This is a genomic window from Pandoraea terrae (assembly GCF_902459695.1).
GTDB classification, from domain to species: domain Bacteria; phylum Pseudomonadota; class Gammaproteobacteria; order Burkholderiales; family Burkholderiaceae; genus Pandoraea; species Pandoraea terrae.
Genome location: NZ_CABPRZ010000006.1, coordinates 24,907 through 48,965 on the forward strand (window position 1 = coordinate 24,907; position 24,059 = coordinate 48,965).

Here is a 24,059-nt window from a genome sequence, read left to right on the forward strand (position 1 = left end):
GCTTGACTCCTATTGTTCAGCGTCCGGTGAAGACCGGTTGACGTTTTTCCAGAAATGCGCGGATCCCCTCCTTCGCATCCTCGCTGCGCACGAGTCGGTTCTGCAGCGCGGCCTCGTAGGAAATCGCATCGTCGAGCTCCATCTTCATGACCTTGCGCAGCACCTGCTTGGCGTAACGCAGGGCGAGCGGCGCCCTCTGCGCCAGCTGCTCGGCCAGCGCTCGAGCCTCCTTCAACAGCACATCGGTGGGCACGACCCGATTGGCAAGCCCCAGATTCACGCACCGTTCCGCCGAAAGCCGTTCGCCCATCGCGATCAGCTCGTAAGCACGCTTGCTGCCAAGGTGGTTGATCAACTGCCAAGTGGCGCCGCCATCCGGAATGAGACCGATCGCACTGAACGCCTGGTGGATGCACGCATTCTCGGCCATGAGCACCATGTCGCAGGCCAAGGCATACCCGCTGGCGACGCCCGACGCCGCGCCATTGATCGCGGCCAGGAACGGCTTGGGCGCCTGCGTGATCGCCAAGATGCCCGGCTTGAACTCGTCCTCGATCGCGAACTGCGGAAGAAAGTCGGCAGAGACCTCTTCCGTGAGATCGGCACCTGCGGAGAAATGACGGCCTGCGCCGGTCAGGATCGCCACGCGAACGCCATCGTCGTTCGAAGCCGCCTCAATCGCGGCAATCAATTCCCGCCGCATCTGCGCGTTGAACGCATTCGACGCGGACGGCCTGTTCAGCGTGATGGTCGCGACGCGGTTCGCGACCTCGTATAACACGGTTTGGTATTGGCTCATGATCATTTTCCGGAAGCTCAAGTAGCATAGGAAGCGCGCCAGGCGGCCGCAATGACCGGGTTGAACGAACGAGTTGACGCCGCGCGACTGTCCACCATCACACGGAAATTTCCGTGCAGGGATTGGACAGCGCCAGCCTTGTCCACACCTCCCCGATCGATTTCTTTCCGAAGGGCCGCTCGGCGCGACTGAACGCAAATGCTGCCTTCGCCACGCAGCTTCACGCGGCTGACACGCTCTAGAGCATCGAAGGCCCCGCAATTTCGTCACCTAACGTCAACTGGTTTGCCCCGCGCGGACATTTGCGCCGGCGCGCTCGATGGCATCCTAGTCATCCAAATCCTTTGGAGCTTCAATGCTCAGCTCTTCGTTCGGCTTGCCCCAGGGAGCGACTCTTACTGCCGAGGAAGTATGCGCTGGCATTCGGCTACACGGGAAACTCGCCGTCATCACGGGCGCATCGACAGGCCTCGGCAAGGAGACGGCCCGCGCCCTCGCGCTGGCTGGCGCCCATGTCTTTCTCGGCGGGCGCGACGAGCAGGCCCTGATGACCGCCAAACGGGACATTTCAACGTTTTCCCTGTCGACGGAAATCAGCGTACACCGACTCGATCTCATGTCGGCGTCAAGCGTCTGCGCGTTCACCAAGGCCGTGGAGTCGCTTGGCCGCCCAGTCGACATTCTCATCTGCAACGCCGGCATCATGGCCTGTCCACTCTGGCGCAGCGAAACCGGGATTGAAGCACAGTTCATGACGAATTACGTGGGGCATGCGCTCCTGACGAGTCGGCTATGTCCCTTGCTGAGATCTGCCGGACGGGCCCGATTCGTGTCTCTCAGCTCTTGCGCGCATCACTTGGCTTCCGTGGACCTGGCGGATCTGTCCTACCGACATCGAGCCTATGACCGCTGGAGCGCTTATGGCCAATCCAAGACTGCTGCTGCCCTGCTGGCCGTGCAAGTCTACCGGAAGCTCGGACAGGACGGTGTCACGGCGCTGACGGTCCATCCGGGGATGTCGAAGACGGAGCTGGGACGCTTTCTACTTGAAGAAGAGAAAGCAGCGATGGCCCAACTCACCTGTTCGGTGGGTTCCACATCGCTGTGGAAATCCGCTGCAGCCGGCGCCGCCACGAGTGTCTGGGCCGCCACCGCGGCCGAGTTCGAGGGCGTGGGCCCGGCGTACCTGGAGGACTGCGCCGTCGCGCCGCTAATCACGCAACCCAACTTCCAATATGGCGTGATGCCCTACGCACTGGATGAAACCCTTGCGCAGGATTTGTGGCACGCCACGGAGCAATTGCTCGGCACCACGCTTCCCCTTTGACACGGGAAGAATCCGCGTGAGCGTTTTCCTTCGTCACCGGGAAGATGTGGCCGTCGATCGCTCCTCTGAAATCACCAACCGGGGACAGGTCGTCCCCTCCCGCCCTGCAAGCCACTGCGGGTTTCACCCTATGGGTTCATCACGAGTTACTGGCACAATGACAGTTATTGATCACAAGCGATCGCAATGCTGGAGAATTGAAAATGCAGGCGATGGCAGTCCCCCCCGTGAAAACGGTACCAATTTGCTTTCTCCGCTCGGCAGTCCGCCACGCAGCAGCAAGAGGTGACGACGTTCAAGCGCTGCTGCGCGCTATCGAAATCGACCCCGCGCTGTTGGAGGACGACAACGCTCGTGTCCCGTTGACGCGATACGCCGCGCTGCATGTGGCGGCCGCGCGCGCGATGAACGACGAATCGCTAGGTTATGCAGCGCTGCCGTCCAAGGTCGGCACCTGGCAGATGGCTTGCTTGAGTTCAGTACACCCTGGCCCGATTGGCCATGCGCTTGGCAGGATGTGCAAGTTCTACCGGGTCCTCGAGCGTGGACTGTCTCCGCAGCTTGTCGTCGAAGGCGATGATGCCCTCATTGAGATCGTGGGGCCGGACTCCGATCCGCTCCGGGATCTCTATGCCTACGAGATGACCTTTGTGGTTATGTGGCGCTTCGTCTCATGGCTGCTCAAACGTCCGCTGCAGCTAATCTCAGTAACGCTGCCGCATGATGCGCCGCACCATCTTGCGGAGTATCGCTGGATGTTCCCGGGCGCTGAGGTTTCGTTCCGCAAGCCGCGCGCCGCACTGCGCTTTGACCGGTCGATCCTGGACCTGCCGGTACGACGCGACGAGCGCGAGTTGCATCAGCTGCTGCTGAACGACGTAGGCGAGATCCTCGTTGGGATGACCGACACCGCTACTTGGGCGGACCGGATCCGCACGCTGCTGACCAGTAAGCTGCCCTGGCTGCCCGAATTCGAGCAGGTAGCCGCACAGTTCTCCATCCATCCGCAGACGCTGCGGCGGCGTTTGGCGCACGAGGGCTTGGCCTTTAGCACGATCAAAGATCAGGTGCGCTGCGAGGCGGCCAAATACTACCTTGAAAAACAGGCCCTTTCCATCGAAGAGGTCGCATATCGATCGGGTTTCTCCGAAGCCAGTAGCCTGATCCGCGCCTTCCATCGCTGGACAGGGATGACGCCGTGTACCTATGCGCAGTCTCAACGTACCCGTAGCGTAAGCGCCCAACAGGGAGCACTTGCAGCAGCCGCGAGAGCAGCGCCGAACACCGTGAGCGCTGCTTTCCTGACGGGTTGAGGCGTGAGTGCGGTCCGAGGCGAAGAACGCATCCCTCGTGCTCGCCCCGGAGCTGCCGCCCATCTTGGACGCGCCGCCGTCCTTGGACCCGAGCGACGCGGTACTGTCCGCCGCTTGTCAAGCGCTGGAACCGCTTCGCGACCTCGGCAGGAAAGCCGTGGCGAGTTGACGAGACGAACCTGAAGATTCGTGCATTTAGGTGAAAGCGACGCAGTCGACCAGCAGTGGGAAATTGTGAAGCGTCGATCACGCTTTCGGATGCTGGCACGGGATTTCCCCAAGGTGGCGATCATTCTGGACCTACTATACTACTGTCATTGTGACAGTAGTATGGCGACCGCGTCATATTTGAATGACCAATCCTGGGGAGGCGCATGTCCACCGTGGAAAGCAACAGAACCAGAGCCACGTCAGGGAATGAAGAGGGACTGCGGCGCAAGTACGCGAAAGAACGCGCGAAACGTCTGCGTCCGGAGGGGATTGCGCAGTTTCACCATCTGAGCGAAGCCCTGGGAAAGGACCCGTTCACGCCGATCGTGGAAAGGAAACCCCTCACCGACCACGTTACTTTTACGTTCATCGGCGGCGGCCTGGCAGGCTTGTTGGCGGGTGCTCAGGTCCGCCAGAGCGGCGTTCAGGACGTACGAATCGTTGACACCGCTGGCGATTTTGGCGGCGTATGGTATTGGAACCGGTATCCGGGCGTCATGTGCGACACGCCCTCGCTGGTGTACATGCCGCTGCTGGAGGAGACCGGCTACATACCGACCAGGAAATGGGCCTACGGGCCGGAGATCCGGGAACACTGCAAGCGAATCGGGCAGAAATTTGGTTTGTATGACCACGCCCTGTTCCATACGAAGGTGGAGGAGATCATCTGGCAGGAAGACGACTTGCGCTGGCTCGTCGTCACCAACCGGGGCGACCGATTCACCTCGACATTCATCGGCATCGGGCTGGGGCCGTTAAGCGAGCCCAAAGTGCCGGGTGTCCCTGGCATTGAGGACTTCGCCGGGAAATCATTCCACACCAGCAGATGGGACTATGCGTACACCGGGGGCACCCCGGAAGGCGCTTCGATGGATAAGCTCCGCGACAAGCGGGTGGCAATCATCGGAACCGGGGCCACCAGCGTGCAGGCTGTTCCGCAGCTGGCCCGCGATGCACGGCAATTGTTCGTATTTCAGCGCACACCTTCGGGAGTCGATGCGCGAAACAACGCTCCCATTGATCCAGAGTGGTTCCGGTCAATCGCGACCCCAGGCTGGCAGAAGCGCCTCGACGACAACTATGTCGCGAATTGGGAAGGCGTGTACGGACGCCCCGGACCTGACATCAAAGTGGAGAACCTGCTGGACGACAACGGCTTTTGCCAGATCGCGCAGCGTATCCGGTTCGCGATTCTCTCCGTGCCCCCGGAGGAGTTATCTCCCGAACGGTTAAGGGTTGCGCTTGAAGAATCGGACGATGCGGCAATGGAAAGAATCCGAGCTCGGATCGACGAGGTCGTCGAAGACTCGCGGACGGCCGAAATGCTCAAGCCCTGGTACCGGCAACTATGCAAGCGGCCGTGTTTCCACGATGAGTACCTGCAGGCGTTCAACCGGCCGAATATCCATCTCATCGATACCAATGGGCGCGGCGTGGAACGGATCACTCCGCGCGGCGTGATCGCGAACGGGGTCGAATACGACGTTGACTGCTTGATTTACGCAACCGGTTTTGACTATTCTCTCAACGTCCTTGGGAGCATGTCTTTTGAGGTCACCGGCCGAGACCGGCTCACGCTGCGAAATGCCTGGAGCGACGGCACGCGCACCCTGCACGGCATGCACGTACACGGGTTCCCCAATCTTTTCCTGGTTCAGCTCGCACAGGGCGGGTTCTTCGCGCTCAACGCCCCGAGCGGGTGGGCCGACGCCGCGCGAACCATCGCATCGATCGTTGGCCACGCGGTGAACCACCATTACCGCGAAGTCGAAACCACGCGGGAGGCCCAGAACTCGTGGGTCGAGTGGCTGCTCACTGCCGGTGTCCAGTGGGCTTCCGAAGACTGCACACCCGGCTACTACAACCAGGAGGGACGGAAACCCGATCCCTACCTCGTCGGATACCCAGCCGGCACCAAGAAATTTTTCGCCTACATCGAAGCTTGGCGAGCTTCGGGTGAATTCGATGGCCTGAAGTTCAGATGATCGCGTCCGCCGCCACGCACCCACACGGCCAGGGATATACCGGGAGTACCGGTGTCGCGGTTCTGCCTGATGTTAGTCAGAGGCGACCGTGCGTCGATGGCAAGCAGGTGTCTGCTGGGCAGTACCGATGCCGTGGCGTAACGAACGAGTTCTGCGTCGGAGGAAACTGAGATGAAACGGCGAATGAAGATGGTCGGATTCGTAGCAGCGGTGCTCATTATAATTCTCGCTGCCGCGTGGCGCGCTTGGGACTTGTCCATTGAACGGTTATCCGAGGCAAACTGCGCTTATTACCCGGGGAGTTGCACCTACATCGTGGCATTTCCGGTCAGTCAATTTCCCATGCCCCAATAAGTCCATTGCGATGAACGGACATCGCGGGATCAAATCCGTGGCAGATCAATGCCTGTACTTGGCTCAGCCAGCTGTGCCGATCCCGCAGAGCAGTTCGACCTCGCCAGCGTCGAGCGCATAGGCAACCGTGATCGACTCCTTATGCACATCCAAACCAACGCTCAGCATGCTATCGTTTCCCGTGCTAGCCTTCGCAAGGAAATGGCCGGGACGTGTTCGAGTTAATACCCATGCGGCTCTGACAGCGATGCTAACCCGCGCTCATTCCTCGCGCCGGGGCCAGCCGGCTGCCTCACGGAAAGTCACGCTGCCTTATGTTCGCGGCTGCGTCAAGTTTCTGCGTCGGCACGTGATCGCGGCTGCCCTTCATCACATTGTTTTCGTCGACGAACACGAGATTGGGCTTCCAGCCCGCATTCAGCTCTTCTTCGTCGACATTCGCGAACGCGGCGATGATCACCAGGTCGCCCAGTTGCGCGCGCCGTGCCGCCGAGCCGTTCAGCGAGATCATTCCGCTGCCGCGCTCGCCCTTGATGGCATACGTCGAAAAGCGCTCGCCATTGTTGATGTTCCAGATGTCGATGCGCTCGTTCTCGACGATGTTAGCCGCTTCGAGCAGGTTCTCGTCGATCGCGCACGAGCCTTCATAGTGCAGCTCGCAGTGAGTGACCACCGCGCGGTGAATCTTCGACTTCAGCATGTTACGTTGCATGGTTAATCCCTTGACTTTGCCTGCGAGTTTGCTACGTTTGCGCGGCGGTTGAGGTCAGATTTCGAGGTTATCGATCAGGCCCGTCGCGCCGAGCTTCGCGGCGGCGAGCACGACGAGCGGCGCGTCCAGTTCGTGCGCGGCGGGCGCCAGTAGGTTCGAGCGCCTGCGAATCGCGATGTAGTCCGGCTTCCAGCCGTGACCGGCCAGCGACGCCATCGCGTCCTGTTCCAGCTTCGCGAAATCGCGGTTGCCCGACAGCACGCTCGCCGAACGCGGCGAGTTGCGGCTGCGCGCACGACAGCAGCTTCATCACGACCGTGCACACGCACGTGAAGAAGCCGGGCCGGAACTCGCCTTCGAGAACGTCGCCCAGGTCGTGCGACGGATGCACGCGATATTCCTGCGGCTGCGGAAATATGTCTGGTTCCGTCGGCGCGAACAGCACGTAGATGTTCTCCCTCTGCAGTTTCTCGATGTCCGCTTCGAACGTGCGCGCGTATTTGAGATCGCGACGTACGTGCCCTGGCACGGGGTCTATCCGCTGAGCTTGCGGCACTTCGAAGAAGTGGGAGCTGAGCGCATTATTTCGGACGATCAATTGACAGTGCACCGCTATGCCATCAAACTGCTGCCGGTATTGGGAGAAAGCGCTTCGATCCCGTTAAAGGGTATGACTTGAGAAGGGCAGATCGGCCAATAGGCCCAGCTGTTCGCCTTGGCGCTTGGTTAGAAGTCTCCTTCCGGGCATTCACCGTACCGCGTGTCTCACTGCCGCGCGTGCACGGTGTCAATTAGTCGACGCGACGTCGCCTCGGGCCACGCAATGGATCCCGCGCGCCGGATCAACGCGCGGCCGGTAAATGGCGGTGTCTAGATCACGCAAAGCAATAGCACGAGGATCGCTGCGGCAACCAGACCTACCCGCAACGTAAACGCGTAGTACAGTCGTTCCTCTTCTCTGCTGACGGCATAGGGATGACAATCCGCTCCGCATATCCAGGCAACTGGTGCATCCTCCTGGAGTTGAGCGGGCGGACCCGAAGAGCTCTCCAAATGGCATTCACGGTATTGCCGAACCGACGACTCAGTCTTTCTCATTTAGTACTCCCTCTTGCCTGCGGGGACAGGAGAATGGGTCAAATTCCACTGCTTGCTACACAAGGCCACGCGCGGTTGTATGCTTCTCTAGCGGCCTTCGTCAGCGCCGTCTTCGCCGGCCGTCCTCGCTCACCCGTGTAGCGAATGTCCCGGCGCGACTCGCAACTGCGCCAGTCCTCGCCGGGGATGCGATTCGCACGGTTCAGCCGCCGCTCTCAGGTTGAGACTTCACTCGCCATAGACGGCGTGTGCGCGCCCCGCTGCGAACGTTTGCGATCCGTACCTGCAATGATCGCTCAATGCAGCACAGATCAGGACAAGAGAACACTGGCGTCTGCAAGCTCTGCCAAGTGTGAGAACCCGTACTGGGAAAAGCCTGAATCCCGCTCCACGTTGCACGCTTTCCTGTAGGCGGGCAGGCCACCCGTGAACGCCAGGATCTGACGCTTCTTGCCCGGAACATTGGCGCCGACGTACCAGCTATCCGTCTTGCCCCAAAAGCCGTGCGTGGCCGCCTTTTCTACTTTGTCGGCCCAAGCCTGCTGGGCCTCCGGCTTCACTTTCGCGATCCGATGGCCGTTCTCGCGCATTTGGCAGAGCAGATCTGCGATCCAGTCCACCTGGAATTCATTGGTGCGGACCACGTTCGTCAGAACCGATGGGCTGCCGGGTCCACCAATCATGTAGAAATTGGGGAAGTCGACAAGTGAGATGCCGAGGAAGGTAGCCGTGCCGTCCACCCAGGTTTCCTTGAGCGATCGGCCGCTTTCGCCGCGAATGTCGATGCTCGTCAGTGCGCCGGTAACCGCATCGAAGCCCGACGCGAGGATGAGAATGTCGATCTCATACTCCTTGCCGGCGACCACCACACCCTTTTCGGTCATCCTCTCGATCGGCGAGGCCTTGACATCGACCAAGCTGACATTGGGCCGGAGGAAGGTCTCGAAGAAGTCGGTGCCGACCGTGGGGCGCTTCGTGCCAAAAGGAAATTTGCCCGGCTCCAGCTTTTCCGCAAGCCCGGCATCCCCTACGAACGTGTGGACCTTTTTGCGGAAGAATTCGGAGACGTCCTCGTTGACTTCCGGGTTCCAGATCACATCGCGAAACGCGTATCCGATCATGGCGCCGCCATGCTCCCAACGCTTCTCCAAAATTTCAAAGCGCTCTTCCCGCCTCAGATCAATACCATTCGTACTGTTTGGATGTTTTGCGATGTCCTCGTCGAGCATGATGTCGCCGCCGCCGCTGATTTCGCTCCTGTTCAACTTGGCGCGAACGTCATCACGGTTCTTGTACCACCATTCATAGTCTTCGTCGGTAAGCGGCCTGTTGCGTGCGGGCATGTAGTAGTTACGCGTTCGCATGAAGACATGCATCTGCCCGCACTGCTCGGCCACGAGCGGAATCAGCTGAGTGCCCGACGACCCTGTGCCGATGACGCCCACCCTCTTGCCGGCGAAGTCGGGGCCTGGCGTTGGCCAGCGCGCCGTGTGGATCATCTGTCCTCTGAAATCAGAGAGACCCGGGATGTTGGGCATGATCGGCGTAGAGATCGGACCGGATGACGCGATGAAATGCCGGCCAAGAAACTCCTCGCCATTCTCCGTGCGAAGGTGCCAGAGCTGATCGTTTTTGTCGAAGTGCGCTTTGGCGATACGCGAATTAAATCGGATATCCTTCCGCAGGTCCAGGCGTGTCGCCACCCACTGCAGATACTGGCAGATTTCATCGCGCGCCGCGTAGCGTTCTGACCAGCGCCATTCCGCGTCGATGACGGGAGAGAACGAATAGCAATAGACGAGGCTTTCTACGTCGCAGCGAGCGCCTGGATAGCTGTTCCAATACCACGCGCCGCCCGTGTCGGGGGCTGCCTCCAAAGCCAAAACCCGGAAGCCATCCTCCCGCAGACGATGCAGCCCGTGCAGCCCCGCGAATCCGGCACCCATGATCAGCACGTCGTAGACGTTGGCGCCTCGCGCGGCGTCATTCGTCACTGTATGTTCTTCAACCATTGTATCTCCACTAGGTAACCCATCACTTCGATCCCGCGCGGCGCGAATCTGAATTCAGCACGCCAGGATTTGCGAGCCGCGCCGAACTCGCGATCAAGTCACGATGAGCCCCTCAAGCTTGTTGGCGTTACGCCACTCCACAATCACATCCTCGAACGCGTTCGGGCCTGGGCCATAGGTGACTGCGGCGAGCGACTGCTTCCGCTTATTCGCTTGGCCTTCGTTGTTGTAGTAGCCAGGGGTGCAAGCTTCAAAGAATTCCCATTGAGCGGCGCACAGACGGTCGATCTCGGAGACCCACTCATCCACCGCGTCAACCGTCGGCTCGATGCGTGTAGCGCCGCGCTCGCGGGCCTGCTTGATAATCGAGGCGACGTGCGTCGCCTGCACCGTGGTGGTGGAGGTGTAGTTGAATGAGAGGCCGTTCTGCGAGGTTCCGATGAAGAACCAGTTCGGGAAGCCGTGCGATCCCCAGCCGTGGAAAGTCCGAAGGCCATCTGCCCAATGGTCATAAAGGCTCTCGCCGTTGCGACCAAAGATCTCGAATCCAATACGCCGGCGATATGACGAGGAGACTTCGAAGCCGGTCGCGGAAACGATGCAGTCGACCTTGTATTCGATCCCGTTCGCGACGATGCCGTCCTTGGTCAGGCGCTCGACACCGTGACTACCAGTCGTGTCCACCAGCGTGACGTTGGGCCGGTTGAAAGTCGCCAGATAGTCGTCGTTGAAAGTCGGCCGCTTGCACAACAGGCGGTACCAAGGCTTCATCAGCTCTGCGACCTTGGGATCCTTCACCTCGGCATCCACACGGGCGCGCTTGCCGTTCATCGTATAGGCGTCGGAGAGCTCCGAGATCAGCTTGATCTCGTCAAGCGAGAGCGATTCCACGCCTTCCGTGGGCATGAACAAGCGCACAGACTTGAATATCGAGGTGAAAGCATCGTCGACAAGGTCGGGCACATTCTTGCCTGCACAAACGTCGTCGAAATTGCGCTGCCGTTCCGCTTGCCAGCCGGGCTTGAGGGACTCTTTCCATTCCGGGTCGGTCGGCTTGTTCAGCCGCAGATCGACCGACGAGGGCGTCCGCTGGAACACGTACAGCCGCTTCGCCGATTGTCCCAGATGTGAAACGCACTGGATGGCCGTGCCGCCTGTACCAATGACGGCAACCGTCTTGTCGCCGAGCTTGTCGAGGTTGCCGCTGTGGTCGCCGCCGGTGTACTCGTAGTCCCATCGGCTGGTATGGAATATCTTGCCCTGAAAGTCATCGAGACCCGGTAGGCCCGGAAGCTTGGGCCGGCTAACCGGTCCCGTGGCGATGACCGTGTAACGCGCCTTGAATTCATCGCCGCGATTGGTGGTGACGAACCAGCGCCCCGCATCTTCGTTCCAGCGCATTTCGCGCACGCGAGTCTGTAAGCAGGCGTTGTCATAGAGGCCGAACGTCTTTGCGATGCGCCGGGCGTGCTCATAAATCTCCGGCGCGTATGCGTACTTCATCGTGGGAACGTAGTTGGTCTCTTCCAGAAGCGGCAGGTAGATGTAAGCATCGACGTCGCATTGGCACCCCGGATAACGGTTCCAGTACCAGGTGCCGCCAAAATCACCGCCGGCCTCGACGATTCGAACGTCCTGCACACCGGCCTGCTTCAGGCGGGCGGCCGTGACAAGGCCGCCCCAGCCTCCACCGACGATGAGAACCTCGACCTCATCGGTGATGGGTGCGCGATCTTTGATTTCCGGCGAATAGGGGTCGTCTTCGCCGTAATGGGCGTGCTTGCCCGAAACCTCGACATACTGCTCTTCTCCGTCAGTGCGCAGGCGCCTGTCGCGCTCGACTCGATATTTGTCGCGCAATGCCTCCAAATCGATTTCAGGATGGCGTTCCTTAATTGCTTCTGACGGGTTCACAGTGTCTCCTCCATTGGATTTATTCAGCATCTATTCTGTAATTTCGGCGGCGTCTTCACTTACTCGACCGGCCAGCCAGTCCTCGACGATCTCCATCGCGATCAAGTCGAACTTGAAGCGCCAGCAGAAAACAAGCGCCCGCTCCGCGCACGATCAGTGCGCAAGCGGTGAACGCGCCGGTTAAGCCTGCGGCGCCGGACATGTTGGTGCGACCAGACACGTCGGCACCCGGAGCCAGGCCACGTTCACGACACACTGATTCGCTCGGCCCATTGACTCTCTCCATCCGAATCCATTACTGGCATTATGACAGTAAAATAAAGAAACGCAAGCTCGGCCTGGAACTCCCAGCACATCCCTCGTCACTCCGACCTGGACGCAGATGTCGCCCGCGCGCTGGGCAGGCTCGCGGTATCAAGGCCTGTCGGTTGATCTTGCTTATGAGGGAAATCGGGCATGGCCGTTGGACTTAGGGCACTGCGGTGGCTTCCATGCGTACAAATCCCTATCCTGCGCTCCCATCTTTGCATTGATATACTGTCATTGCGTCAGTATTATTCGTTGCAGCGCCGCCTTCAGTAGCGCATCACTCACAAAGGGGACTAGGCATGGGAATGGAGGTTTACGACGACATCGAGCGCTGCTTCGATTCAGGCTGGTCGGATGGCCTGCCCGTCATTCCGCCGTACGGGTCACTCGTCGAAACGATGCTCAAAGCCTGCGGCTGGTCGGCTACTGAGCTCGTCGGCCGGATCGAAAAGCAGCACATCGAAATTCGTGGCGAGCATTTGGCGGCCGCCGCAGTGATGGCGGGCTGCAAACCCGAATACGGCCGTTTCCTGCGGGCGGTCGGCGAGGCGCTGGTCGACCCGGCACTCAACCTCTCAGGCTGTGAGGTAACCACGGGGGGCGTCTCGACAACCGTAATCGCGAGCGGACCGGTGGTCGAGGAACTCGGCTTCGAGCACAGCGCGAACGCGCTCGGAGCGAACAATCGCGTCAACGCGACGATTGGTCGCTTCGCGCAACTCGTTCGGCTATTCTGCGGTCGCGCGGGAGGCGTGCTGCAAGCGCACGGAACTGTCGGCCACCCGGGACGGCTGTCGTTCTGCATCGCGGAACATCCCGAGACGATTTGGCCGTCGTTCCACACGCAGTTCGAGTTGCCCGCGGAAGCGTCCGCCGCGACGATCATGTGCACGGAGGGGCCAATCAGCGTCAACAATCACTACGCCGAGACGGGCGAGCAGATCCTCCGAACCATCTCCGACGCGATCGCGCACTTCGGAACCACGAACTTCTACTACCGGTCCGGCGGCTACCTCATCGTCATCGCGCCTGACCACATGGAGCTCGTCCAGTCGGCATTCACCCGAGAGGAAGCACAGCGGTTCATCTTCGAGCACGCAGCACGCCCAACCCACGACCTCATCGGGGTAGGCCGGATAGCGCGCGATCCGGCAGCGATGTGGGAGGTCCGCCCCGGAGAGATGCGCCGCCCGGTGCGGTCGGAGAGTCAGTTGTCATTCGTAGAGGCCGGGAAGGAGGGCGGAAAATTCTCCGCCGTGATCCCGCGCTGGACGGCGAACATCGAGGTGGTGTCCAAAGCTGTGACACCGGCGAACTGAGAGGAGAGCCACATGAGCACGTTCACCATTCCCGACGAGAACGTCGTCAGTTGCGGCGACATGAGCTGCGAGTTCCTCGTCAATCCCATCCCTCGCCCCAAGCCGCCCGCGATCAAGGTCAACACCACTCCCGAGAACCGGGAGATCGTCTTTGTCGACAACAACAAGCCGAACTCGATCGCGATTCTGCGCGGTGCGCAAGCGATTCTGCGCGCGCGTGGCGTGCCGGTGCGCGAGGAGATCAAGGTCAAGCTGAACGCGAGCATCTCGCTCGACGAGGCAGAGCTGAACGACCTTGTGTCCCGAGGCGGACTCATCTTTTGCGGCGTATCGGACTGCGGGAGCTGCTCGGCGAGCAGCGCGCTCGACTCGATCCTACTGCAGCAGCGAGGCGCCGCGGGCGTCGCGGTCCTGACCCGGCCGTTCTCGTCGCAACTGGAGCGCGTCGGCACGTACTACGAGACCGACAGGCCGGTTCCGCTTGTCGTCCTGGACCACCCGATGCAAAACCTCAGTCCGGACGAGATCATGGCTCGTTCTACAGCGCTCGCCGATAGTGCGCAGGCGATCCTGGAGTCGGTGGAGAAGTCAGCATGAGCCCGGCGCTGGCAATTCACACGATCGGCCTGAACTTGCCGGAGTCCCGGTCGGTGACCGAGCTGGCAGCGGCGGTGGGCGGCGATGTAGAGTCGTATACTGGCTGGCCCCGCATCCGCCTTGGCGGAGACGAAGACCATCCCGGCACGCTCGCGTCTCGAGCGCTCACTGTCGCGCTTGAGCAGGCCGGTGTTTCCGCGTCAGAGCTCAAGATCGTTGTCTCCACCGGAATGTCACGCGAGTATCTCGGCTCATGGTCCTGCGCCGCGGAGGTGATGCGCCAGCATGGCATTCCGAGCACCTGCCTGCCGCTCGACATCTCGTGCGGCTGTCTGGCGACTTTGTCGGCGCTCTCGCTTGTGCAGGGATGGCTTGCGGCCCAGGGCGGAGGGTATGCCGCGATCGTTGCCGGCGAACGCCTCAGCGGCACGGTCGACCGTACGGACAATTCGGCCCAGCACCTGTGGCCCTACGGAGACGGCGGCTCTGCGCTCATCGTCGGCGTCGGCACCGGCACACCGGCACTGTGGCATCTGGCGTCGACGGGGTTCTCCAGCCACGCTCCCTTTGCCGGCCTCCTGCGCGTCGAATACGGCGGTACCCGACATCCCGTGCCACCTGTCGGCGCGACAAATTACCGCCGCTTCCAGCCGGTCAAGCTCTCCGAGCTGCGCGAGGCGTACGTCGAGGGGTATAAGAACGCATTTGCCAGAGCGTTCGAAGGCACGTCGGCCAGACCTGAGCGCGTCGTATGCAACCAAATGTCGCCCAACTTCCTGCCTTCGATCGCCGAGCTCGCCGGCGTCCCGCTCGAGCGCGTGGTGGTGACGGGCAATGACGCCGGGCACGTTGGAGCCGTGGACCTTGGTATTGGGCTGAGGCGCCTGGTCGACGAGCGTCATACCGACTGCCCGATCGCACTCGGGGCGAGCACCCCGTTCGCGTTCGGCGCTGCGATGCTAGTGCCCGCCGGCAGGACATCGCGGACGAACCCGGCTTCCAGGGTCTCTCCGGACCGAGGATCCGACCGGCCGCCACTCACTCCGATCGCTCTTACGCCGGCTTAAGCATCGGCCAGGGGTCCAGCGCCTCAAGCAGCTCGCGCATCATCACCTCTGTGAGCGCGTTGAGCTGCTCCTGCCGATTCAGGGTGATGGCGAGGACGCCGTCTGAAAACTCGCATATCGAACGAGCGCCCCGTCCGGTGCATGGCACGGCGCGAGCATTACCGGCACTCGGATTTGATGAACTCGAAGTGCTGCTTTATCTCCGGGGTGAACACGGCAAGCTCGACGTACGCCGCCCCCATAGCCGGCGAGCGGATGTACGCGTAATCACCTGCCTCCGGAATCGCGATCCGGAAGACAGCTTCGATGCCGTTGGCGGCATAGTCCTGCAAGGCCTTCTCGATGTTGTCGACCTCGATGCAGATGTGATGAAGGCCCGGGCCATGAGTCCGCAGGAAATCGTCATACGGGTTGTCGTCCCCTGACACGGGGGCAATGATCTCAATCTGCATGTCGCCGGCGTAGCTCAGCGACAGGTCCACTTCGAAGCAGACGGGAATGCCGCGGTAGCTGGTTCGGGCCGGGTCGGTCCTGTAGCCGGTGTTGCGGATCCACTTCTTGATGCCGAGCTGTCTGCTCAGCGCGTCCTCCATCGCGGCGAGGTCTTGCGTCACGTATGCGATCTGTATCGGCACCGCGTTTCTGCTCATCATGGCCTCTCCTTCGTCGGCGTTCACGCCATCGCTTCAATCGGTGCATACGCCAGCGGCCGCGTGTCCGCTCTGCGCATCACCACGTAGTTATGAAATTTCGACCAACTTGTTCAGGGTCGTGGCCATGTTCCACATGAGCCCCGGCCACGCCGAGACGTACCAATGCACTAGGGTGAACACCAAGTGCATTTCTCACATTTGAATAACGGGTGCGACATTGCGCATATAGACATGGAATTTGAAGAGGTTCGATCGCGCGCACGAAGGCGTCGCCCCTCGTGTTCAGATCCTTGTCGTACAAGTCTGCCGGGCTCTGGGCGGGAACACACACCAAGCGCCGTCTTCGTGGCGGAAGAAGGCAATGGTCAGCGGGCCGGCCATTCGTAACACTTCGACGGAAACATAACGCACACCATTTGCAGTGCGCCCGAACCGCGTGCCCCCCAATTGCCTCTCCGGCGACGGCCCGAGCCATTTGTCAATTAGCGAACGCAAGGAGGTTTTCCCGGTATCCATGTTCTACACCTTAATGCCGCGTATAACGTAAAGCTCAGTACTTCAGCATCTCTTTTGTAACTCGGCAGCTTCCTCAGTTACTCGTCCTTCCGGCTAGTCCTCGGGGGTCCCATCGGGATCACATCGAACCTGTGGCGGCCGCATGAAGCAAACAGCGGCTCCACGCGCGACCAATGCTCAAGCGGCGAACACGCCGGTTTAGCCCGTGGCGCCGCACATGACGGCGCGGCCATACATGTGAACATTCGACGTAATCGCAGCCAGTCGCCCATTACGTTGGCGACACACTCGTCCGGCCGAACCACTGGCCGTCTTGTCCGCCAAGCTTTACTGTCATTGTGTCAGTAAAATTGAGGATGCGCAAGCGTCACCGGGGCTCGCTGCACCCCGGACTTTCCCGCAGTCCCGCCCCCGGTCATCCGCCCCGCAGTCTCCACGACCATGGCCGCAGTGAGCACGTGAATGTAGCCGCCACGCATTTCGCCCCCGTGGCGCCGTCTTTGCCGCGCGCCACCGTGACTCGCCAAGCACGATCGGGCGAAGTAGGACGGAATGTCGGCGATCCAACCGCCCATCGCATGGTCGAGCAATACGAAGCGCGTGCGCGCGGTGAACCGCCCTCTCCGTCGCCCGGCACGCGGACCGAAGCACTGACATGCGCCCAATCCGCTGGCTCGATCCCGCCGCACGAGCGCGCGGAAACGAGGATCTGGCGATTGGTCTCGGGCACGACGATTGCTTGAGACATAGAGTCATTACTGTCATAATGACAGTACCGCACGAGGAACACAACGCCGCCGACCGGCTCCGTGACTTCGCCCTCGCAAGCCGCGGTTTACACCCTGATGAATGGAGACACTATGACCGACCTGAATCGCCAATGGCGCGTGGCCACAATCCCGGAGGAGCACCTCGCCGCGTCAAACTTCGTCCTGGAGACTGCCAATCGACCCGAGCCGTCAGAAGGCCAGGCGCTGTGTCGCGTGCTGCTGATCTCGATCGATGCGGCAGGCCGTGCGTGGTTCAAGTCCGATACCTACCGCCGCGCCCTGCGCGCCGGCGACGTGATGCCGGGCTTCGCAATCGGGCAAGTGGTCGAGAGCCGCTGTGACGGCCTCTCCCCGGGTGACATCGTCACAGGCGATCTCGGCTGGCAGGAGTACGCCGCCGTCGATGCGTCCCGACTCGAGCGCATCGCGCCCACGCGACCGCTGCCGAACTACCTCAGCGTGCTCGGCATCACCGGGCTGACCGCTTACTTCGGACTGCTGGAGGCGGGCGAGACCAAGCGTGGGGAGACGGTGGTGGTCTCCGCGGCCGCCGGCGCGACTGGCACCATCGTCGGTCAGATCGCCAAGCTCCACGGCTGCCGCGTGGTGGGCATTTGCGGTAGCGAAGAGAAGCAGCAGTGGCTCACAAACAGCCTAGGCTTCGACGCGGCGGTCAGCCATCGCGATCCCTCGCTACGCGATGCGCTTCGCAAAGCCTGTCCCGACGGCGCCAACGTTTACTTCGACAACGTCGGTGGCCCCACGCTGGACGCCATGCTGAGCACCATGGCTCACGGCGGACGCATCGTCTGCTGTGGCGCGGTGTCGCAGTACGACACGCGCGGTTTCGCCGCCGGGCCACGTGGCGTTCCCGGGCTCCTGGTCCTCAAGAGCCTGACGATGCGCGGATTCCTCCTGTGGGACTATATCGATCGCTACCCGGAGGGGCTCAAGGTGCTCGAAGGCTGGCTCGCGGATGGGTCGCTGAAACCGAGCGAAGATATTCTCGAGGGTCTCGAAACTGCGCCCGAGGGGCTCGTCGGCTTGCTGAATGGGGCGAACTTCGGCAAGCGGATGATCCGAGTCGCGAACCCTGCCTGAACGAGGCACGCCACTTCAACGCACGTCGTCGGGACTTCCCAAGTGCTGAGAAGGTCCCGACGACGTGCGGCTCGTAGTCGGGCAGCAGCTGCCTTTCCAAGAATCAGGTCGATTGTGTCGCCCAGCACGTGCGCGCTCCAGCGATAATCGCCTCAGCGCGTTGCAGCAGCCCGACCGCGGCGCGGTGTAGCAAATCGCCGGTGGCCTTGTCCGCTTTGCCCGCGCAGGCACGGGCGTGCGTGCCTTCAAGCACGATGCCGAGCTTGAAGCAGGCGAGGACCGTGTACCAATCGATCGCCGTGAGGTCGCGCGTGGAGCGGGCGGTGTAGCGCTCGATCAGCTCGGCCGGCGCCGGCAGGCCGCCGGCTGCGCCGAGCACATGTGCGGCCGCGGGGGATGGGTTCTCAGAGTCCGGCCACGTCGCCAGCAGCCAGCCGAGGTCGAGCAGCGGATCACCGATGGTGCACATCTCCCAATCGACGATCGCGGCGACCGCAGGCGAGTCCTGGGCGAACATCAGGTTGGCAAGGTGGAAGTCACCGTGCACGATACCCGGCGTCCACGACGTGGGGACGCGGGCCTCGAGCCAGTCCGCGATCTCGGCAACGGCGGGGAGCTCAGAACCGGGGTAGCCATCGTGGCGCTTGTAGGACTCAAGCTCGCCGAGCCAGCGTGCAACCTGGCGCGTCAGGAAGCCTTCGGGACGGCCTAGGTCGCCGAGCCCGACCCGCTCGTGGTCGACGGCGTGAAGGGCGGCCAGCGCATCAACGGCCGAATATCCCATCGCATGACGCACGGCGGCGTCGGATGCGTGCAAGTCAGGCAAGGCCACAGTGGCGTTGAAGCCGTCAACCGGCTTCATCAGATAGAAGACCGCACCACCGAGCACCTGCTCGTCCTTACAGGCTGCCACGATCTGCGGGCAGGGCACCTCGGTTCGAGACAGGGACTCGAGCACGCGGATCTCGCGGCGCAGCGCATCGTTGCTGTGCGGGCGCAGGTGTCGCGGGCCGCGCCTCAGCACGTAGTTGCTGCCGCCGCGCCGAAAGCGCAGCATCACGTTCTGCGTCCCACCGCCGATCGGCTGCACATCCTCAACGGGACCGCCCGGCAAGCCGGCCGAGTCCATCCAGCGCGTCACCGCGCCAAAATCGATTTCAGTCATTGGTGATAATCGTCTCAAGCAGTTTTGCGACCTTCGCGCGCGCACGTCAGCCTCGCCGTGGATTCGGCGGCTCTCCAGAATTTCCACTTCCCAGTCCAAGCATGGTAGCATTATTACTGGCATTTTGACAGTAACTAGAAAGAACTGGAGACAAGCAATGGCCAGCACCGGATCGACCCGCGCGGTCGACGCCCTCACCTTGGATGAGGCCCTGCGGCGAACAGCACGCGACTACCCTGATTTCGTGGCGGTGCGCACGCTCGACGATAGCGTGTCACTGACCTGGGCCACCCTCCTGCGTCGCGTCGAGGCGGTCGCACGCGGACTGGGCGCGCTCGGCGTCGGACGGGGTGGAACGGTCGCGATCATGATGGGCAACCGCCCGGAGTTCCACATCGTCGATCTCGCCGCGGTCACGCTCGGCGCCACGCCGTTCTCGATCTACCTCACCGCCCCCGTCGAGCAGATCCGGTACTTGCTCACAGATGCTGCGCCCGATGTGGCGATTGTCGAGGCGGCTTTGCTGCCGATGCTAATGGAAGCGAGCAAGGACCTGCCTGGGCCCAAGCATGTGGTCGTGGTCGACGCGCCAGCTTCCGGCGGTACCATCGCCCTTGCAGATCTCGAGCAGTCGGCTCCCGACTTCGACCTCGCCGCCGCCGCGGCTGATATAAGCCCGGACGTCCCCGCGACGCTGATCTATACCTCCGGCACGACCGGGTCGCCGAAGGGCGTGCAGTTGTCGCACCGCAACATCATGGCCGCGACGCGGGCAGTGGAGGAAGTCGTCGGCCTCGCCTCAGGCTTCCGTGTCATCTCCTGGCTCCCCGCAGCGCACATCGCCGAGCGGATCGCGCACCACTATATCCCGGTGGTCTACGCCGGTTCCGTGACCTGTTGCCCCAACCCGCGTGAGATACTTTCGTATCTCCCGCAGGTGCGGCCGACCTGGTTCTTGGCGGTGCCGAGAGTCTGGGAAAAGCTCAAGGCTGGCCTGGAAGCGAAGCTGGCCGCCCAGCCCGAAGCGCAGCGCCTCCCGATGCAGCAGGCCATCCAGGCGGCAATCGAGCGCGTGCGCCTGCGCCAGCGCGGCGAGCCCGTGCCGGCAGAGCTCGAGGCGACGGTCGCAGAGGCGGATAGGGAACTATTCTCCGGACTGCGCAAGATGCTCGGCCTCGATCAGGCCAGCGCGGTCCACGTGGGCGCGGCGCCCACACCTGTTGCGGTCATCGAGTACTTCCACGCGCTCGGACTGGAGCTTACCGAGGGCTGGAGCCTCTCGGAGACCTGCGCCGCCGGCACGTGCAACCGGCCGGGCAAGGTCAGAATCGGTACGGTCGGGACGCCATCGCCGGGATTGGAGCTGAAGCTCGAGCCCGACGGAGAAATCCTCGTCCGCGGCGAATACGTTATGCTCGGCTACCGCAACGCGCCCGACAAGACTGCCGAAGCGATCGACGCCGACGGCTGGTTCCACACCGGCGACATCGGCACGCTGGATGAGGACGGCTACCTCAGGATCGTCGACCGCAAAAAGGAACTCATCATCAACGCGATGGGTAAGAACATGTCGCCGGCGCACATCGAGGCGACCCTCAAGAGCACCAGCCTGCTCATCGGGCAGGCCGTCTGCATCGGCGAAGGCAGGCCCTACAATACGGCGCTGATCGTGCTCGACCCGGACTACGCCCCGCAATGGGCAGCGCAGCGTGGGATTGAGGGGACGGCGCTCAATGAGCTTGCCCATGTTGACCAGGTCCGGCGCGCCGTCGAGGCCGCGGTGCAGGAGGCGAACGGGCGGCTCGCCCGAGTGGAGCAGATCAAGCGGTTCACGATCGTGCCCGGCGACTGGCTGCCGGGCGGCGACGAACTGACACCGACGATGAAGCTCAAGCGCAAGGCGATTGCGGACAAGTACGAGAACGAGATCGAGGCGATGTATTCCGAAGGAGCTGGCGGTTAATTGTGGCTGCGCTGCGCGGCCTCGAGGCCGATGACCTCTACCGGCTGCGCGAGGCAGGCGCTCTTCTCTTCAGCGGCCTGCCGACGACGGACGCGCCGCTGTCGGATCGAGGACCTTGGGCACGACCGTTCGCGCGATCGTGAGCAGCGTCTCGACAAGCAGCACCAGCACGTCGTCGCGCGTGAGCCGCTCGCGCCGCAGCCATTCGTCCACCGCAGTCTCGCACGACGCCTGGAAAGTATGGATCAGCCCGCGCGCTGGACGGGTGGCACCTCCCGGCAGCTCGAGCAGATCGGCCAGGCGGCCCGCCCACGCCTCCCTGCCGTCCGCCAGGATAGCCTCGATCTCGCGGTCGCTGTTGATAGGGCCCGACTCGGAAATCGTAATGAAGGTGCCGCGATTCTGCCAGACGATGTCCAGCCAGTTGTCGATGATGTGGTGCACCTCCTCCTCAAGCGGTCGACGCGTTCGAGACACCGGCGGGAGGGGCGGCAATCTGGCGAAGTTCTTGATGACTTCGACGTAGAGATCGCGCTTGGTACCGAAGTGGTAGTTGAGGTTTGCCCTGCCGATCTCCGCAGCATCGGCGATATCACCCATCGAGACATCGGAATACGGCCGCTTCGAGAACAGCTGCTGGGCGACATCGATGATCAGTTGGCGGCGCGCGTCTGCGTTCAACCGAACGCGACGACGTACAGGAGGCGGGGTCACGTCAGACATGCCACGCCTCCCATCGAAGGTATTGTCCTGCCGTCGATACCTCTCTCAGCGCGCGGTCGGCTTGCTCGGCAGCGATACCCGGACCACCTCGCGCAGAGCATTGAACAAGAAAAAGTGTCTTCCATCTGCGTTCATCCTTACTGGTGAACTGCCAGTATAGCAAGGCGCCGCAGAACGCCGTCGAATAAATGCCTGATTCCGGATGAAATCGCCCCTTAACATACGCGGAGGGGTCGAGGATGCGACCAGTGCGGCGCCGCTTCAGCCGGGCAGCTCTTGCTTGGTAAGCGCAGCGCGCGATGTGACACGTTTCGGGTAGGCGAGAGCGTCAGCCAATAAATCCGCCGTCCACGACGTACGCCGATCCGGTTACGAAGGACGATTCGTCGGAGGAGAGGAATAGCACCACCCTGCTAACGTCGTCAGGGCAACCAAGCCGGCCGAGCGGCGTCGCTGCGGCGGCCGCTCGGAGGCCTTGGATGATCTCCTCGGTGCCGGCCGCCTCGGTCAGCATCGGGGTTTCAATTACCCCGGGATGCACAGAGTTGACCCGAATCCCGCGCGGCCCAAGCTCCTTCGCGGCGACCTTCGTCATTCCGGTCACGGCGAACTTCGACGCCGAGTAGGCAATGCTGTGGGCCGTGCCGACAATGCCCGCGACCGAGGAAATATTGACGATCGATCCGCCGCCAGCGCGGGTCATGGAATCGAGTACCGCCTTCATGCCGAGGAACAGCCCCACCTGGTTGACCTCGATGACCCGGCGATAGTCTGCCTCGGTCGTGGCATCAAGCGGCGCCGCGAGCCCGATGCCGGCGTTGTTGACGAGGATCGTGACATTGCCGAACGCTTGCTCGGCCGCCGCCACGACGCGCTCCCAGTCCTCGGAACGGGTCACATCGTGAACCACGAATCGCGCGCACTCCCCGAGTTCTTCCGCGACGCGGCGGCCGTCCTCCTCCAGCACATCCGTGAGAATGACCCGTGCGCCCTCGCGCACGAGGGCACGCGCATGTGCCGCTCCCATTCCGCGTGCTGCACCGGTCACTATCGCGACGCTTCCTTCCACTCGACCCATTTTCACCTCCTCACTATTTCGATTGGATTGTTGACGAACACGTTTCAAACGCGCCAAATTCCGTCGACGTGGTCACGCCTCGACGCCGCCGACGCAACCCTGCAGACCGAACCGCCGCGGGCGGCGTGCCGGACGTGTCACGCCGGCAGTCCGGCCAGTACGGCCTGCACGATCTCGTCCGGCGCTTCCCAGGGGAGCATGTGGCCAGCGCCCGCGACGTAATCGATCTTCGCCCGCGGAGCGCGCGCGACAATCAGCTCGGCATGCCACGCGGGCGTCGTTCTGTCCTCGTTGCTGGTGAACACGTGCAGCGGGAGGTCGATCCGCGCCAAAACCGACTCGACCGATTCGCGACGCAACATTTTGAGCACCGGTGAGAACTTGGTGGAGACCTCCGCCAACGTCAGTCGCGTCGCCTCCACAACCGCGTCGCTCGCAGCCCCCCCGAGGTTCATCCGGGCGAACTTGCGCCCGACGCTTGGAATGCGCACAAGGCATTGCACCACGCCCAACGCCAACAACGGCGCCTGAAACAGGACGACCGGCGAGCCCTTCGCGCTGTGGCCCGTCACCGGATTCACAAGCACGCCGTAGCGGAACCGGCTCCTGAAAGTCGCATCCTCCAGCGCACCGAGCGCGACAAAGTTGCCCATCGAGTGGCAGACAAGCACCGCCTGATTCACGTCGAAGGTCTCGGCCACGGCTTTGAGATCCGCCCGCAGCGCCGCCGACGTCAGGCCGTCGCGACCACAGGTCGATCGTCCGTGAGCGCGCCGGTCGTAGGCAATCACCCGCAAACCGCGCGCGACCAGTTCTCGCTGCACAAGTGACCAGACATCGGCCGACATGGAGAACCCATGCTCCAGAAGCACGCTCTGCGGACCGTTGCCATCGACGACCACATGGAGTTGGGTGCCATCCGGCCGCTCCAGCACGTGCACGGTACCCTGCAAGGGTTGCCGGAGATCCGCTGCTGAGACCGCGCGCGGCCGCGGAGCGGAGACAGATGATGCGGCGACGGTGGTGGGCTGTGGATTCATGGACATGGTCGGATAATTGTCGTAATCGGATGAT

At 62.2% G+C, this 24,059-nt stretch carries 17 protein-coding genes and 3 pseudogenes; 10 read left to right on the plus strand and 10 right to left on the minus strand.

The annotated features are described in order from the left end of the window. Positions 1–16: 16 nt before the first annotated feature. Complete coding sequence (locus PTE30175_RS08590; protein WP_150696659.1) at positions 17–799, minus strand: enoyl-CoA hydratase/isomerase family protein; 783 nt, start codon at positions 797–799, stop codon at positions 17–19. Between the two features lie 355 nt (positions 800–1,154). Between PTE30175_RS08590 and PTE30175_RS08595 the strand changes: the two genes are divergently transcribed. The 4 genes and pseudogenes from PTE30175_RS08595 to PTE30175_RS08610 all read left to right on the plus strand — a co-directional run bounded on the left by PTE30175_RS08595 (position 1,155) and on the right by PTE30175_RS08610 (position 5,634). Then, positions 1,155–2,126, plus strand: coding sequence for an SDR family NAD(P)-dependent oxidoreductase (locus tag PTE30175_RS08595; protein WP_150696660.1), 972 nt, complete (start codon positions 1,155–1,157; stop codon positions 2,124–2,126). Positions 2,127–2,293: 167 nt separating this feature from the next. Next, entirely contained in the window at positions 2,294–3,439 is a 1,146-nt protein-coding gene (locus PTE30175_RS08600; protein ID WP_150696661.1) for an AraC family transcriptional regulator, read from the plus strand. Positions 3,440–3,537: 98 nt separating this feature from the next. Beyond that, positions 3,538–3,630, plus strand: a pseudogene (locus tag PTE30175_RS29185) (IS6 family transposase); the annotation flags it as partial. 183 nt (positions 3,631–3,813) lie between these two features. Continuing rightward, positions 3,814–5,634 (plus strand): flavin-containing monooxygenase, encoded by a 1,821-nt coding sequence (locus tag PTE30175_RS08610; protein ID WP_150696662.1) that lies wholly within the window; start codon positions 3,814–3,816, stop codon positions 5,632–5,634. A gap of 646 nt (positions 5,635–6,280) precedes the next feature. Here the strand turns inward: PTE30175_RS08610 and panD are convergent. Then, positions 6,281–6,700 carry an aspartate 1-decarboxylase gene (gene panD / locus PTE30175_RS08615; protein WP_150696663.1) on the minus strand — a complete coding sequence of 140 codons (420 nt, stop codon included), beginning with the start codon at positions 6,698–6,700 and terminating at the stop codon, positions 6,281–6,283. Between the two features lie 54 nt (positions 6,701–6,754). Continuing rightward, positions 6,755–7,202: pseudogene (locus PTE30175_RS08620) on the minus strand (pantoate--beta-alanine ligase); the annotation flags it as partial. A 15-nt stretch (positions 7,203–7,217) separates the two neighbouring features. On the opposite strand from PTE30175_RS08620, the pseudogene PTE30175_RS28565 reads away from it, so the two are divergent. Continuing rightward, positions 7,218–7,340 (plus strand): annotated as a pseudogene (locus tag PTE30175_RS28565) (IS6 family transposase); the annotation flags it as partial. A 769-nt stretch (positions 7,341–8,109) separates the two neighbouring features. Here the strand turns inward: PTE30175_RS28565 and PTE30175_RS08625 are convergent. Further along, a complete protein-coding gene (locus tag PTE30175_RS08625; protein ID WP_150696664.1) occupies positions 8,110–9,810 on the minus strand; it encodes a flavin-containing monooxygenase in 1,701 nt (566 codons plus the stop codon). A 93-nt stretch (positions 9,811–9,903) separates the two neighbouring features. Beyond that, positions 9,904–11,724, minus strand: coding sequence for a flavin-containing monooxygenase (locus PTE30175_RS08630; RefSeq protein ID WP_224788656.1), 1,821 nt, complete (start codon positions 11,722–11,724; stop codon positions 9,904–9,906). 614 nt (positions 11,725–12,338) lie between these two features. Here PTE30175_RS08630 and PTE30175_RS08635 point away from each other — a divergent pair. The 3 genes from PTE30175_RS08635 to PTE30175_RS08645 are packed head-to-tail and all read left to right on the plus strand — an operon-like array spanning position 12,339 to position 15,016. Continuing rightward, a complete protein-coding gene (locus tag PTE30175_RS08635) occupies positions 12,339–13,352 on the plus strand; it encodes a hypothetical protein (protein ID WP_150696666.1) in 1,014 nt (337 codons plus the stop codon). A 12-nt stretch (positions 13,353–13,364) separates the two neighbouring features. Further along, positions 13,365–13,949 carry a UGSC family (seleno)protein gene (locus PTE30175_RS08640; RefSeq protein WP_150696667.1) on the plus strand — a complete coding sequence of 195 codons (585 nt, stop codon included), beginning with the start codon at positions 13,365–13,367 and terminating at the stop codon, positions 13,947–13,949. After that, positions 13,946–15,016: a beta-ketoacyl-[acyl-carrier-protein] synthase family protein gene (locus PTE30175_RS08645; RefSeq protein ID WP_150696668.1), complete on the plus strand. Its 1,071-nt coding sequence runs from the start codon at positions 13,946–13,948 to the stop codon at positions 15,014–15,016. The genes PTE30175_RS08640 and PTE30175_RS08645 overlap by 4 nt, the downstream gene beginning before the upstream one ends. Positions 15,017–15,174: 158 nt before the next feature. On the opposite strand, the gene PTE30175_RS08650 is transcribed toward PTE30175_RS08645, so the two are convergent. Further along, on the minus strand, positions 15,175–15,693 hold the full coding sequence (locus tag PTE30175_RS08650; protein WP_150696669.1) for a VOC family protein: 519 nt from the start codon (positions 15,691–15,693) through the stop codon (positions 15,175–15,177). 1,352 nt (positions 15,694–17,045) lie between these two features. Between PTE30175_RS08650 and PTE30175_RS08660 the strand changes: the two genes are divergently transcribed. Continuing rightward, positions 17,046–18,056, plus strand: coding sequence for an NADP-dependent oxidoreductase (locus tag PTE30175_RS08660; RefSeq protein WP_150696671.1), 1,011 nt, complete (start codon positions 17,046–17,048; stop codon positions 18,054–18,056). A gap of 103 nt (positions 18,057–18,159) precedes the next feature. On the opposite strand, the gene PTE30175_RS08665 is transcribed toward PTE30175_RS08660, so the two are convergent. Continuing rightward, complete coding sequence (locus PTE30175_RS08665) at positions 18,160–19,221, minus strand: phosphotransferase family protein (RefSeq protein ID WP_150696672.1); 1,062 nt, start codon at positions 19,219–19,221, stop codon at positions 18,160–18,162. 157 nt (positions 19,222–19,378) lie between these two features. On the opposite strand from PTE30175_RS08665, the gene PTE30175_RS08670 reads away from it, so the two are divergent. Beyond that, complete coding sequence (locus PTE30175_RS08670; protein WP_150696673.1) at positions 19,379–21,184, plus strand: AMP-dependent synthetase/ligase; 1,806 nt, start codon at positions 19,379–19,381, stop codon at positions 21,182–21,184. A 69-nt stretch (positions 21,185–21,253) separates the two neighbouring features. On the opposite strand, the gene PTE30175_RS08675 is transcribed toward PTE30175_RS08670, so the two are convergent. The 3 genes from PTE30175_RS08675 to PTE30175_RS08685 form a co-directional block, all read right to left on the minus strand. After that, positions 21,254–21,907: a TetR/AcrR family transcriptional regulator gene (locus tag PTE30175_RS08675; protein WP_150696674.1), complete on the minus strand. Its 654-nt coding sequence runs from the start codon at positions 21,905–21,907 to the stop codon at positions 21,254–21,256. Between the two features lie 328 nt (positions 21,908–22,235). After that, a complete protein-coding gene (locus tag PTE30175_RS08680) occupies positions 22,236–22,985 on the minus strand; it encodes a glucose 1-dehydrogenase (RefSeq protein ID WP_150696675.1) in 750 nt (249 codons plus the stop codon). A 137-nt stretch (positions 22,986–23,122) separates the two neighbouring features. Further along, the gene (locus PTE30175_RS08685) at positions 23,123–24,031 is read right to left on the minus strand and encodes an alpha/beta fold hydrolase (protein WP_150696676.1); all 909 of its coding nucleotides are present in this window, start codon (positions 24,029–24,031) and stop codon (positions 23,123–23,125) included. Between the last annotated feature and the right edge of the window lie 28 nt (positions 24,032–24,059).